Annotated in this window: 12 protein-coding genes and 1 tRNA gene; 5 read left to right on the forward strand and 8 right to left on the reverse strand. The window is 65.2% G+C overall.

Annotated features, from left to right (window positions below; genetic code table 11):
- Nucleotides 1-63 precede the first annotated feature (63 nt).
- From D6Z43_RS12145 to D6Z43_RS12160, 4 genes are read left to right on the forward strand one after another with little or no spacing between them, the layout of a single operon-like run.
- Nucleotides 64-702 carry a TetR/AcrR family transcriptional regulator gene (locus tag D6Z43_RS12145; protein ID WP_120652420.1) on the forward strand — a complete coding sequence of 213 codons (639 nt, stop codon included), beginning with the start codon at nt 64-66 and terminating at the stop codon, nt 700-702.
- Nucleotides 699-1,658 (forward strand): HlyD family secretion protein, encoded by a 960-nt coding sequence (locus D6Z43_RS12150; RefSeq protein ID WP_120652422.1) that lies wholly within the window; start codon nt 699-701, stop codon nt 1,656-1,658. Before D6Z43_RS12145 ends, D6Z43_RS12150 begins: the two co-directional genes overlap by 4 nt.
- On the forward strand, nt 1,648-2,595 hold the full coding sequence (locus D6Z43_RS12155) for an ABC transporter ATP-binding protein (protein ID WP_153918798.1): 948 nt from the start codon (nt 1,648-1,650) through the stop codon (nt 2,593-2,595). Before D6Z43_RS12150 ends, D6Z43_RS12155 begins: the two co-directional genes overlap by 11 nt.
- Complete coding sequence (locus D6Z43_RS12160) at nt 2,592-3,671, forward strand: ABC transporter permease (RefSeq protein ID WP_120652424.1); 1,080 nt, start codon at nt 2,592-2,594, stop codon at nt 3,669-3,671. Before D6Z43_RS12155 ends, D6Z43_RS12160 begins: the two co-directional genes overlap by 4 nt.
- Nucleotides 3,672-3,767: 96 nt before the next feature.
- On the opposite strand, the gene D6Z43_RS12165 is transcribed toward D6Z43_RS12160, so the two are convergent.
- The 6 genes from D6Z43_RS12165 to D6Z43_RS12190 all read right to left on the reverse strand — a co-directional run bounded on the left by D6Z43_RS12165 (nt 3,768) and on the right by D6Z43_RS12190 (nt 11,187).
- A complete protein-coding gene (locus tag D6Z43_RS12165) occupies nt 3,768-4,898 on the reverse strand; it encodes a TIGR03364 family FAD-dependent oxidoreductase (RefSeq protein ID WP_120652426.1) in 1,131 nt (376 codons plus the stop codon).
- 112 nt (nt 4,899-5,010) lie between these two features.
- Nucleotides 5,011-6,030 carry a putative 2-aminoethylphosphonate ABC transporter substrate-binding protein gene (locus tag D6Z43_RS12170; RefSeq protein ID WP_120652428.1) on the reverse strand — a complete coding sequence of 340 codons (1,020 nt, stop codon included), beginning with the start codon at nt 6,028-6,030 and terminating at the stop codon, nt 5,011-5,013.
- Nucleotides 6,031-6,069: 39 nt separating this feature from the next.
- Nucleotides 6,070-7,791 (reverse strand): putative 2-aminoethylphosphonate ABC transporter permease subunit, encoded by a 1,722-nt coding sequence (locus D6Z43_RS12175; RefSeq protein ID WP_120652430.1) that lies wholly within the window; start codon nt 7,789-7,791, stop codon nt 6,070-6,072.
- 1 nt (nt 7,792) lies between these two features.
- Nucleotides 7,793-8,854 carry a putative 2-aminoethylphosphonate ABC transporter ATP-binding protein gene (locus tag D6Z43_RS12180; RefSeq protein WP_120652432.1) on the reverse strand — a complete coding sequence of 354 codons (1,062 nt, stop codon included), beginning with the start codon at nt 8,852-8,854 and terminating at the stop codon, nt 7,793-7,795.
- 268 nt (nt 8,855-9,122) lie between these two features.
- On the reverse strand, nt 9,123-9,989 hold the full coding sequence (locus D6Z43_RS12185; protein WP_120652434.1) for a LysR family transcriptional regulator: 867 nt from the start codon (nt 9,987-9,989) through the stop codon (nt 9,123-9,125).
- Nucleotides 9,990-10,176: 187 nt separating this feature from the next.
- Complete coding sequence (locus tag D6Z43_RS12190; RefSeq protein ID WP_120652436.1) at nt 10,177-11,187, reverse strand: GlxA family transcriptional regulator; 1,011 nt, start codon at nt 11,185-11,187, stop codon at nt 10,177-10,179.
- Between the two features lie 99 nt (nt 11,188-11,286).
- Between D6Z43_RS12190 and D6Z43_RS12195 the strand changes: the two genes are divergently transcribed.
- Complete coding sequence (locus D6Z43_RS12195; RefSeq protein ID WP_120652438.1) at nt 11,287-11,898, forward strand: LysE family translocator; 612 nt, start codon at nt 11,287-11,289, stop codon at nt 11,896-11,898.
- 47 nt (nt 11,899-11,945) lie between these two features.
- Here the strand turns inward: D6Z43_RS12195 and D6Z43_RS28360 are convergent, their stop codons facing one another.
- Together D6Z43_RS28360 and D6Z43_RS12200 are read right to left on the reverse strand one after the other, a co-directional pair.
- Nucleotides 11,946-12,077: a hypothetical protein gene (locus D6Z43_RS28360; RefSeq protein WP_256660999.1), complete on the reverse strand. Its 132-nt coding sequence runs from the start codon at nt 12,075-12,077 to the stop codon at nt 11,946-11,948.
- 118 nt (nt 12,078-12,195) lie between these two features.
- A tRNA-Arg gene (locus D6Z43_RS12200) sits at nt 12,196-12,272 on the reverse strand.
- Nucleotides 12,273-12,312 lie beyond the last annotated feature (40 nt).

Below are 12,312 nucleotides of genomic sequence, written 5' to 3' on the forward strand. Positions count from 1 at the left end.
GTTGTTAATTAATTAAATGCATATTTAAATAAACCCATCCCTTCTCGTCCGGAGATACTTACCGTGACCCGCCCTCGCTCCCCCGGCCGCCCCACGGGCGATTCCCAGCTCCAGCGCGAACGCCTGCTGGACGCCGCCACCGATGCGTTCGCCCATGTCGGCGTCCATGCTGCCAGCCTGCGGGGCATTGCCCAGCAGGCTGGCGTGACGCCCGCCCTGGTGAACTACTACTTCGGCAACAAGGAGCGCCTGGTGGAAGCCGTGGTCGAGGAGCGCCTGCTGCCCCTGTTCCAGGGCATGAGCGAACGCCTGCAACAGGTCGGTGACGATCCTATGGAACTGGTCGGCGCCTTCGTTCGCGGCATGAGCGCCAACCTCAGCAGGAACCCCTGGCTGCCGCCGCTCTGGGTCCGTGAAGTGCTCTGCGAAGGCGGTGCGCTGCGCGAAATGCTCACGTCCCGCTTCGCCCCGATGGTGCCCCTGCTGCTGGCCCAGCGCTTCGCTGCGGCGCAAGCGGGCGGTCGTCTCAACCCGGACGTCGACCCTCGCCTGCTGGTGGTTTCGCTGGTCGGCCTGGTGATGCTGCCCTACGCCGCCGGACAGATCTGGCGCGGCATTTTCGCCACGCCGGAACTGGGCGACGAAGCCATGGTGAAACACATCATGGCGCTACTCGAGCGCGGACTGGAGGTGAAGCCATGAAACACTTGCTTCCCTGTCTGCTGGCGTTCGCCCTGCTCAGTGGCTGCGAAGACCCCGCTCAACAGCCGCTGCTCGGCACCCTTGAATGGGACCGCATCGGGCTGCCCGCAGAAGCCTCGGAAACCATCCTCGCCTGGCGTGTGGCCGAGGGTGATCAGGTGCAGCAGGGCCAACTGCTGCTGGAACTGGACCCGCGTCGTCTCGATGCCCGTCTCAAGGAAGCGCAAGGCGACGTCGCCCAGGCAAAGGCGCGGCTTGACGAACTCAGCAATGGCGCCCGTAGCGAGACCGTGGACGCCGCCCGCGCCACCCTCACCCGCAATCGCGCGGAGCTGACCGACGCCGACCGAAACTTCCAGCGCATCGCCGCTCTCTATCAGCGCCGCCAGGTCGCCATTGCCGAGCTCGACCGCGCCCGCGCCGCCCGCGACCAGGCCAATGCTGCCGTGAACAATGCTGACGCCCAGCTGCGCGAACTCACCAACGGCACCCGTCCGGAACAGATCGAACAGGCCACCGCCCTGCTCCAGGCCGCCCAGGGCCGGCTGGCGCAATTGCAGGTCACCCGCGAGCACCTTAGCCTGCGCGCCCCCCGCGAGGGCCGGGTGGATACCCTCCCCTTCAAGCCTGGCGACCAACCGCCACTGAACGCCGAGCTGGTCAGCCTGCTGGTGGGTGAGGCGCCCTACGCGCGGGTCTACGTGCCTGCCTCGGTACGTACGCAGATCGCCATCGGCGATGCGCTCAAGGTGAAGGTCGAAGGCGTGGCCGAACCTTTCGACGCCACCGTGCGCAGCATCGCCAGCGAATCCAGCTTCACCCCCTACTTCGCCCTGACCGGCGACGACGCCAGCCGCCTGGTCTACCGCGCCGAACTGGTGCTGCAAGGCGAGGCTGCGCGCAAGCTGCCCGCGGGCTTGCCGGTGCAGGCGGAGCGAGTGAGCCATGAGCAGTGATGAAGCGGTAATCCGCGCCAGCGGCCTGACCAAGCGCTTCGGCCAGCTCACTGCCGTCGATGGGCTGAACCTGCACGTCAACCGCGCCGAAGTGTTCGGTTTCCTCGGTCCCAATGGCTGTGGCAAATCCACCACCATCCGCATGCTCTGTGGCCTGCTTCTGCCCAGCGCTGGCGAGATCGAAGTGCTCGGCTGCCGCATCCCGCAGGACGCCGAGGAACTGAAACGCCGCATCGGCTACATGACCCAGAAGTTCTCTCTGTACGAAGACCTGACGGTGGGCGAGAACCTGGAGTTCCTCGCTACCGTCCAGGGCCTGGATCGCCGCGAAGCCCGCCAGCGCATCGATGAACTGCTGGAGCGCTATTGGCTGGCGGATCGCCGCAAGCAGCTCGCCGGCACCATGAGCGGCGGCCAGAAACAGCGCCTGGCCCTGGCCGGCGCAGTGCTGCACAAGCCCGACCTGCTGCTCCTCGACGAACCCACCAGCGCCGTGGACCCGCAATCACGCCGGGAATTCTGGGATTCGCTCTTCGAACTGGCCGAAGCCGGCACCACCCTGCTGGTGTCCACCCACTATATGGATGAAGCCGAACGCTGCACCCGTCTGGGCATCCTCGATGCCGGACGCCTGGTGGCCGACGGCAGCCCCGCCGATCTGATGGCTGCCCTGCCAGGACGCCCGTTGCTGGTGGAATGCGCACAGCCACGCCAGGCCCAACGCGCCCTGCAAGGTGCCGAAGAAGTCATCGCCATGGCCCAGATCGGTGCCACGCTGCGCGTGCTCAGCGCCGTCGATGATGCTCGCGAACGCATCGCCCAACGCCTTGTCGACCAGGGCGTCGAGGCCGAGGTGAAGCCCACCGACGCCAACCTCGAAGATGTTTTCGTTGCCGTCACCCACCGCCCGCTGGAACGGGCCGGAGCCTCGTCATGAACCTGCGCCGCCTGGGGGCTATCGTCCTCAAGGAACTGCGCCAGCTGCGCCGCGACCGCCTGACCTTCGCCATGATCGTCGGCATCCCGATCATGCAACTGGTGCTCTTCGGCTACGCCATCAACATGGACGTGCGCGGCTTGCACGCCGCCGTGCTGGATCAGGCCGACACCGCCCGCTCCCGCGAAGTGATCGCCGAACTCGGCGCCAGCCAGGTGCTGGATTTCCGCTACCAGCTCGCCACGCCGCAAGAGCTGGACAAGCTGCTGCGCGAAGGCAACATCAGTGCAGCCCTGGTGGTGCCGCCGGACTTCGAAGCACGTCTGCAACGCAAGGACCGCCCGCCACTGCAGCTGGTGGTGGATGGTTCGGACCAGGTCGTGCAGGCCTCGGCCCGCCAACTGGCGGCCTACCCTCTGCCCGGCTGGCCGAACCTGACCGGCGTGCAGGTGGTGAACTTCTATAACCCCGAACGCCTGGCGCCCCTGAATACGGTGCCGGGGCTGATCGGAGTGATCCTCACCATGACCATGGTGCTGTTCACCGCCATCGCCCTGGTGCGCGAACGGGAACGCGGCAACATGGAACTGCTGATCACCACACCGCTCTCACCCTGGGAGCTGACCCTGGGCAAGGTCCTGCCCTTCGTCGGCATCGGCCTGGTGCAGGTGACAGTGATCCTGCTGGTGGGGCTGTGGCTGTTCGAGGTACCGGTGCGTGGCTCGCTGCTGGAACTCTATGGCGCGTCCCTGGTGTTCATCTTCGCCAGTCTGACCCTGGGGGTATTCATTTCCACCCTGGCGCGCAGCCAGTTCCAGGCCATGCAAATGGCCTTCTTCACCTTCCTGCCGCAGATCCTGCTGTCGGGTTTCATGTTCCCCTTCGCCGGCATGCCGCAGGCGGCGCAGTGGATCGCCGAAATCCTGCCGTTGACGCACTTCTTGCGTCTGACCCGCGGCATCATGCTGCGCGGCGCAGGCCTTGCCGATCTCTGGCTGGAACTGGTGGTGCTGCTGGTGTTCACCCTGGTGATGCTCACCTTCGCAGTAATGCGGGTGCACAAGCGGCTGGATTGAAATCCAGAAGGCCGAAACGCTTTTCGTAGGTTGGGTAGAGCGAAGCGAAACCCAACGATCAGCGCTCATTCGTTGGGCCTCGTTCCTCGGACCAACCTACGACAGCAACCCCGCCATGGTCCGCTCACCCAGTGCCGGTCCGACGCTCATGCCCACGCCACTGTGCATCAACACGGCAGTCACTCCCGGCGCGGCCTTGAGCACCGAGAAGGGCCCCGGCCCACGTGCGCCGTAGACGCCCTGCCAACGCTCCACCACGGTCAGGCGGGTACCCAGGGTGTGTTCGGCCAGTTCCAGCATGATTTCGTCCACCGCTTCGGCGTTGAAGGGCGAAGCATCTGTGCCGTAGTGGTGGGAATCGCCGACGATCAGCTCGCCATGGGGCGTCGGGCTGACCAAAAGGTGAATACCGTGCTCTTCCAGCTCCGGCTGCTCGCTCTGGATCTGCTCGCGAATGGCCTCGGCTTCCGGCAGGTCGGCGAACGCGCCGTAGTGCACGCAGCTGAGGCCCGTGAGCACCGCCTGATTCAAGCCAAAATCCTGTTCCGGGCGAACACGCAGCATCTGCAGGCGGCACACCTGGGGTTGCAGTGAAGCGATCTGCTCGGCCAGCAGGGTCTGGTAGTCATGCCCCGAGCAGACGACGATCTGCTCCGCGCGGCAGCTGCCTTTCGTGCTGTGGATAACCCCGGGTTCGACATCGCGCACCAGGGTGGAGAAATGGAACTCGACGCCGTGCTCGCGGCGCAGGTAATCCACCAGCGCGGGAACAGCCTCGCGGGAGTAGATCTGCTGGTCGTCCAGGCCCAGCAGCGCAGCGCGATGGTGGCTGAACTGGCCCCGGTACAGGTCGTGCAGACGTTCGCCACGCAGCAGTTCCACGTGATAGCCGTGCTCGGGCGCACGCACTTCGCAGAAGGCGTCCAGCAACTCTTCCTCGGCGCGGGTACGGGCGAACAGCAGGGAGCCATTGCGGCGGATTTGGAAGCCGGCGGCCTCGGCCCAACCGGCCCAGATTTCGCGACTGTCGCGGGCAAGCGCATGCATGGGGCCCGGCGGCTGGCCTGTGACCAGCGCCTGGCCGAAGTTGCGCACCGACGCGCCCAGCGGGGTGGCGCTGCGTTCGAAGACGCTGACGCGCAGTCCGCGGCGGGCGGCGGCATAGGCGTGGGATAGACCGAGGATGCCGGCGCCGACGATAGCGATATCGGTGTCTTGCAGGGGCATGGGGTTCTCCTTGAAAGCCCGTGCCTTCCCGCCCCCTCACCCCAGCCCTCTCCCAGAGGGAGAAAAGCAGCGAGGGAGAGGGGAAGGTTCGAGCGAGGGGATGATTGCGGAGTTACTGCGGCAGCTTCTCGGACTTGCCGTCGTAGCGCTTGCGCCATTCGGCCAGAATCTGGTCGCGGTTCTGCGAAGCCCAGGCGAAGTCGTTCTTGATCAGGCGCTGCTCGTAATCGGCGGGCAGTTCGGTCTGCGGCTTGGCGATACCGGGGGCGGCGAGTACGGCGAAGTTTTCCTTGTACAGCTCCATGGCCGCCGGGCTGGCGGAGAAGTCGGCGAGTTTCTTGGCCGCTTCAAGCTGGTCGGTGCCTTTCACGATACCGGTGGCTTCAATTTCCCAGCCCAGGCCTTCTTTCGGCAGGACGATGTCCAGCGGTGCGCCCTGGCGCTTGAGCTGCACGGCCGGGTATTCGAAAGAGATACCGATGGGGAACTCGCCGGCGGCGGCCAGCTTGCACGGCTTGGAGCCGGAATGGACGTACTGGCCGATGTTCTGGTGCAGGCCATCCATGTAGGTCCAGCCCTGCTTCTCGCCAAAGGTCTGCAGCCAGGCGCTGACGTCGAGGAATCCAGTGCCGGAGGACGCAGGGTTCGGCATCACGATCTTGCCCTTGTACTCCGGCTTGGTCAGGTCTTCCCAGCTATTGGGCTTGCTCAGGCCCTGCTTCTCGGCTTCCACGGTGTTGAAGCAGATGGTGGCGGCCCATACGTCCATGCCCACCCAGGCCGGCGGATTGGCAGCGTCGCGATAGTTGGCGCCGATGGTCTCCAGATGCTTGGGCGCGTACTTCTGCAACATGCCCTGTGCATCGAGGATGGCCAGGCTGGAAGCAGCCAGGCCCCACACGGCGTCGGCCTGCGGACGATCCTTCTCGGCCAGCAGCTTGGCGGTGATGATGCCGGTGGAGTCACGTACCCACTTGATCTCGATATCCGGGTTCTGCGCTTCGAAGGCCTTCTTGTAGGCCGACAGCTGCTCGGCTTCCAGGGCGGTGTAGACAGTCAGCTCGGTGGCGGCCTGGGCCTGGAGGCTGAAGCCGGCCATTACGGCGGCGGCGAGAGCGAGGCGTTTGAACATGGAAAGCTCCTTGTCGGGATTGCTTGGGGTTGTGGTTGTTCAGTGGGTGCCCGGCGTGCCCTGGCGCCAAGCCTGGGAGCGGCGCAGCAGGCCGCGCGAAGCCCAGGCCAGCAGCAGGGAAACCGTGGCGGAGGTCAGCAGGATCAGGGTGGACATGGCGGCCGCGCCGCCGACGTTGCCCGCGTCGTCCATGTTCAGCACAGCCACGGCGGCGAGGATGCTGTCGGGGCTGTAGAGGAAGATGGCGGCGGACACCGTGGTCATGGCCGAAACGAACAGGTAGCGGATGATGTCCAGCAGCGCCGGCAGGCAGATCGGCACCGTCACCCGCAGGTAGTGGCGCCAGAGCGGAGCCTTGAGCGACAGCGCGGCGGCCTCGAACTCGCCATCCAGCTGGCGCAGCGCGGTGGTGGCGGTCATCTGCGCAGTCGTCAGGAAGTGCGCGATGGAGCAGATCACCAGCAGGGTCATGCTGCCGTAGAGGGCGTGCAGCGGGTTGCCTGGCAGGTTGAAGAAGAACACGTAGCCAAGGCCGAGCACGAGGCCGGGTACGGCCATGGGCACGAAGCTGAGCAGGCGCAGCACCTGGTTGAGCCACTGCTGGCCACGGGTCTTCTCCATCAGGTAGGCGCCGGTGAAGATCAGCGCACTGCCGAAGATCGCGGTGCAGCTGGCCAGGGTCAGGCTGTTGCGGTAGGCCAGCCAGCCGCCACCGGCGGTTTCCTCGAATGCGTAATGACGCAGCGACAGCGACAGGTTGTAGGGCCAGAACTTCACCAGCGACGAATACACTGCCATGCCCAGCACCAGCAGGAGGATTGCGCAGACCGTCAGCACCAGGGCGAGGAAGCAGGCATCGCGGACCTTCGACGGTGTCGGGTGGAAGACCTGGGCCCGGCCGCTCATGGCCTCGCCCTGGCGACGACGCAACCAGGCGTCGACACCAAAGCTGAGCAGTGCCGGCAGCAGCAACACCATGCCGATCAGAGCGCCACGGCCGAACTGCTGCTGGCCGACCACGGCCTTGTAGGCTTCCAGCGCCAGCACCTGGTAGTCGCCACCGACGACCACGGGCACGCCGAAGTCGGTGATGGTCAGGGTGAACACCAGGCAGAAGGCGGCGAACGCAGCCTGGCGCGTCGCCGGCCAGGTGATGCTGCGAAAGGCCTTCCATGGACCGGCGCCCATGCTGGCGGCGGCGTCGAACAGGCGCGCATCGGCCATCGACAGCGCCGAGAGCAACACCATCAACGCATGTGGGAAGGTGTAGATGGCCTCACCGAGGACGATGCCCCAGAAGCCGTAGATGTTGTCCGGTAGCCAGTCACGCAGCAGTCCCTGGTTGCCGAACAGGTAGATCAGCGCGATGCCCGGCAGCATTGACGGTGCCAGCAACGGCAGCAGGGAGATTCCCCGCCAGAGGCCCTTGGCCGGAATCAACGTGCGTTGCAGGGCATAGGCGAACAGATAGGCGGTGGGCACCACGATGGCAGCCACGCTCAGAGACACCTTCAGGCTGTTTCCCAGCAGCCAATGGAAGTTGGCGCTGGCCAGCAGTTCCTTCGCCGCCAACAGACCACCCCCCTGCCCCGCCCCTGCGCTGAAGCCCCGCCAGAAGATCGCCAGCAGCGGCAGCAGCACAGCGAGAATCAGCAGGCCGAGGAACAGGTATTTACCACCGGTCACGAAGAGGCGGTCGAGCAGGTCACCACGCGCGGTGGCCCTGGCCGGAATCTTGTCCAGCTTGATCACGGCATCCATCTCAGGCGAACACCTGCAGGCTGTGCGCCGGAAGCGCCACCCAGATATCCGGGGTGCCGAGGCGCGGCAGGCTTTCAGGGCCCAGCTCGGCCAGCAGCGGATGGCCAGGCAGTTGCTCCAGCTCGAAGCTCATGCGGCAACGGTTGCCGAGGAAGGTGATCTCCCGCACCTGGGCACGGAAGCGATTGTCCTGCTGCTCGGCGGGATTGATAGCGATGGCCTCGGGGCGACAGAACAGGCGGCCGCGCGCGACACTGCCGGCGGTTTCAGGAAGGCGCAGGTGCATGTTGCCGACACGGGCGTGACCGCCCTGGCGCGAGTCGAAGGGCAGCCAGTTGCCCTGGCCGACGAACTCGGCAACGAAGGGTGTGGCGGGCTGGCGATAGATATCCTGGGGCGTGCCGTATTGTTCAACGCGGCCCTGGTTCATCACCGCAATTCGGTCGGCCATCAGCATGGCCTCGTCCTGGTTGTGGGTAACCATCAGCGTGGTGATGCCCAAGCGCTTCTGCAGTTGGCGCAGCTCGGTGCACAGATGCTCGCGGACGCGGGCGTCCAGCGCCGACATCGGCTCATCCAGCAGCAGCAGGGACGGCGCCGGAGCCAGGGCTCGGGCCAGGGCCACGCGCTGCTGCTGGCCACCGGAGAGCTGGCCGGGGAACTTCTTCTCGCTGCCGGCAAGGCCCACCAGCTCCAGCATCTCGGCAACGCGGGCACGCACCTGCTCGCGGCCGCTGCCGGACAGGCCATAGGCGATGTTCTGCTCCACCGTCAGGTTCGGGAACAGCGCATAGGACTGGAACAGGATGCCGTAGTCACGGGCCTGGGGCGGCAGGCGTGAGATATCCCGTGTGCCGATGTGGAGCGTGCCGCTGTCCTGCTGCTCCAAGCCGGCAATGCAGCGCAGCAGTGTCGTCTTGCCACAGCCGGACGGTCCCAGCAGGCACACGAGTTCGCCTGCAGCGATATCCAGGGAAACACCGCCCAACGCAGTGAAATGGCCGAAGCGCTTGTGGATATCTCGCACCCGCATATGGGTGGCGTGGTGATCGGCTGGGGTCATGGCGGTACCTCGTTAAGCAGTTGGCGTGCACGGGTGCACGGCTCGACGAGGTGGATGCTAGGGAGGCAATGCGAACGTCAGATGGCGATTGGGCAAATTACGCCGATAGTGGCATTGGTGGATTTGGGATAGGCCCCGGATCGGCGATTGCGCAATCCTCGTGGGAGCGATTTCAATCGCGAAGGGCAGCTCCGTTGCCCGTGTCTTCCAGGCACGCAGGACGCTCCTTCGGCCCGCTTCGCGAATGAATTCGCTCCTACAGGGCAGCCTATGACTGGTCAGCCGTATCCCGCGCTACGGCAAGGAACGCTGCGGGCAAGCGCGCCTGGCGGCGTTCCTTGAGGCAGTAGAGGTATTCGTCTATCTGCGGTGCGCCCTTGAGCGCGATCACCCGCAGTTCGGGGTTATCCGGCACTTCGTGGCGGGCGATGATGCTGATGCCGAGGTTTCGGATCACCGCTTCGCGGATGGATTCGCGGCTGCCGATCTCCAGCAGCGGGCCGATGGAAATGCCGGCATCCCTGAGCATGTCTTCGGTGAGCTGGCGAGTGGTCGAGCCTGGCTCACGCATCAACAGGCAATGGCCCCGGAGATCTTCGAGGCCGACCGACTTGCGCCGTGCCAGGGAATGCTCCCGGTGAACCGCCAGTACCAGCGGATCGCTGCCCAGCACCATGCGCGTCAGTCTGGCGTCATCCAGCTTCTGGGAAGACGCGGCAAGATCGACGCGGTACTCCTCCAGGGCTTCGATCACCTGCTGGGAATTGCCGATATCCAGGGAAACATCGATCTGCGGGAAGCGTTCGCGGAAGCTGCGCACCAGGTCGAGGATGTAGTAAGGCGCAGTGGCGCCGATGCGCAGGGTGCCCTGCATCTGTCCGCAATTGCGCAGGAAGAACTCGATATCGGCTTCCTGCTGCAACAGCACCTTGACCATGGGCAACAGTTTCGCCCCCTCCTCGCTCACCGTCAGGCGGCGCCCGCCACGATGGAACAGCTCGACGCCGTACTGGCCTTCCAGGTTGCGGATCTGCGTGGTCACCGTGGGCTGGCTGAGACCGAGCTTCTTCGCCGCCTGGGTAATGCTGCCCAGGCGGGCAACCATGTAGAAGGCCTTGAGCTCGGCGCTGAGCATGGGGGGTGGACCTCGGAGCGGTGGAATGCGGGCATTCTGCCTGCCGCCGGGTGGGCTGCACAGCCGTTGCAGCGGTCAGTGCTTGCGGTTTCAACGGAGAAGGATCAGGAAGTGATCGCGATAGCGCAGCAATACGCTCCGGACTCCAACGGCTCCTGGGGGCGCAAATTTGGCATTGATCCTCGGTTCAGCGATCAGACGACAGGCGCTCCACTGCCCTTTCCTGCCTCCGGAAAGCGGCAGGTGAAATGCCAAAGCGCGTACGAAACAACCTGGCCAGGTGGCTGGTATCCACCGCGCCGATTTCGTCGGCGATCAGCGCCAGGCTGTGATCGGAATTCAGCAGCCGCCATTTCACATGGTTCAGGCGCATCTCGGTCCAGTAGGCCTTTACCGTCACGCCGTGGCTGGCCTGGAACAATCGATCCAGCTGACGGCGACTGACGCCCACCACTTCCGAAAGCGCATCGGTGCCGGTTGCGGAATCCATCCATTGCCGCATCAGCGCGATGGCACGATCTACGTGCCGCCCATGTACCGTCGCGGCCTCTCGCGAGCGCAGCAGGTGTTCGCTGCTGCGGCTTTCATCCACCAGCATGTCGGCCAGTCCCTTGAGCGCCTTGATTCGGCCGCAGCCGCGCGACAGCAGTTCCACCGCCAGGTCGATGGCCGCAGCACCACCTGCACAGGAGATGCGATCGCCATCGAGGCAGTAGAGCTGCTCGTGCTGTAGCTGGATGCGAGGATAGGAGGCGCGGAACTCGGCTTCATGCCGCCAGTGCACCACCACCTTATGGCCGGCCAGCAGACCGCAGGCAGCGAAGAGGAAACAGGCGTTATCGATACACACCAGCTTCACGCCCTGTGCGGCGGCCTTGCGCAGGAATGGCCGGTAAATTGGTGCGAGGGCCTCGGTCGCGCCGGCACGTCGCCCCCCGAACACGACCAGGTAGTCGTAGTCGGCCAGCGCGACCTGCTCCGGACTGGCCTCCACCTGAACGGCCGCCCCGCTACTGGAAACCACGTGCCCGTGCTCGAGGCCGAGAATCGTCCAGCTGCAGTAGCGCTGCCGGCTGTAATCTTCGTCGTCGCCAGTGAAGCGCAGCTTGTCCAGGAAGCCACCGAATGGCAGCAGGCTGAATTCGGGAAGGGGCAGCAGGAGGAAGCGAACATCCGGTTGGCTGGCGTCTGCGTGCATGAGGGCATGTCCAGAAACTGCTAAACAATGTCTAGAAAATACCTCACTCCGAGACGAGCCGCCCCTAGACTGGCCGCAGGTTTTCACGAGGACTGGCACATGGCTCCGGACACCTGGCTGATCTACTTCATCGCCACCATCGGCCTGGCGCTCACCCCCGGCCCGAACAGCTTGCTTGCCCTGACTCACGGGGCACTGCACGGCTCGAAACGCACACTGTTCACCATCACCGGCAGCGTCTCCGGCTTCAGCGTACTGATCGCCTTGGCAATGTTCGGGCTGGGCGCTCTCCTGGAGGCCTCGTCGGCCGCGCTGACGGTGCTCAAGTGGGTTGGCGGCGCCTATCTGGTGTGGCTGGGCTTCCAGCTCTGGCGAGCCCCCGCCCTGCACCTGAATCCGCTGACCGGAACCGGCACACCGCCGCTGTCGAACCTGTTCCGCCAGGGGTTCCTGTCGGCGCTGGCCAATCCCAAGGTGCTGCTCTTCTACGGTGCTTTCCTGCCACAGTTCATCGATCTGCAGCGCTCGCTAGTCAGCCAGTTCATCGTCATGGCGGCGACCTTCGCGGCGGTGGAGTTCCTGGTGGAATACCTCCTGGCGCGCCTGGCGTTCAGGATCCGACCGTGGCTGGAGCGTGGTGGCAAGGGCTTCAACCGTGGCTGCGGGACGCTGTTCGCACTGATCGGCGCGGCCCTGCCCCTGACGCGCTGATGGCGCGACGACGAAGAAGCCCCGCAGGTCAGCGGGGCCTGTTCGTGTTAGTAGCCGCCGCTGCCCATTGGCTCGCTCTGCTGCGAACCACCACCGCCATCGTCGACGCCGTTACAGGACGAGCCACTGATCGCGATGAACAGCGCCACCATTACCAAGGGGATCAAGCGTCTGAGCATCTGAGTTCTCCCGTGAGGTGAGCCCCCAACATTCAGTCAAGCGTGGCGCACGGAGGGTCGCAAGCGCAGGCGGCCAGCGGTCGAGAACGGTCGGAAAGCTACGATCAGGCGGGAAAAATGGCGTCCCAGAGTGGGTTCGAACCACCAACCTTCCCCTTAGGAGGGGGATGCTCTATCCAATTGAGCTACTGGGACGCGGGGCTCGCCAGTTGCTGGCGAGGTCCGGAGGACGGGC

This window comes from Pseudomonas sp. DY-1 (assembly GCF_003626975.1).
Taxonomy (GTDB): domain Bacteria; phylum Pseudomonadota; class Gammaproteobacteria; order Pseudomonadales; family Pseudomonadaceae; genus Metapseudomonas.

Coding starts and splice junctions, on each gene's coding strand:
- D6Z43_RS28360 (WP_256660999.1), bottom strand. CDS start 12,077: ATGCTCAGACGCTTGATCCCCTTGGTAATGGTGGCGCTGTTCATCGCG.
- D6Z43_RS12155 (WP_153918798.1), top strand. CDS start 1,648: ATGAGCAGTGATGAAGCGGTAATCCGCGCCAGCGGCCTGACCAAGCGC.
- D6Z43_RS12165 (WP_120652426.1), bottom strand. CDS start 4,898: ATGCCCCTGCAAGACACCGATATCGCTATCGTCGGCGCCGGCATCCTC.
- D6Z43_RS12190 (WP_120652436.1), bottom strand. CDS start 11,187: ATGCACGCAGACGCCAGCCAACCGGATGTTCGCTTCCTCCTGCTGCCC.
- D6Z43_RS12195 (WP_120652438.1), top strand. CDS start 11,287: ATGGCTCCGGACACCTGGCTGATCTACTTCATCGCCACCATCGGCCTG.
- D6Z43_RS12170 (WP_120652428.1), bottom strand. CDS start 6,030: ATGTTCAAACGCCTCGCTCTCGCCGCCGCCGTAATGGCCGGCTTCAGC.
- D6Z43_RS12160 (WP_120652424.1), top strand. CDS start 2,592: ATGAACCTGCGCCGCCTGGGGGCTATCGTCCTCAAGGAACTGCGCCAG.
- D6Z43_RS12185 (WP_120652434.1), bottom strand. CDS start 9,989: ATGCTCAGCGCCGAGCTCAAGGCCTTCTACATGGTTGCCCGCCTGGGC.
- D6Z43_RS12150 (WP_120652422.1), top strand. CDS start 699: ATGAAACACTTGCTTCCCTGTCTGCTGGCGTTCGCCCTGCTCAGTGGC.
- D6Z43_RS12175 (WP_120652430.1), bottom strand. CDS start 7,791: ATGGATGCCGTGATCAAGCTGGACAAGATTCCGGCCAGGGCCACCGCG.
- D6Z43_RS12180 (WP_120652432.1), bottom strand. CDS start 8,854: ATGACCCCAGCCGATCACCACGCCACCCATATGCGGGTGCGAGATATC.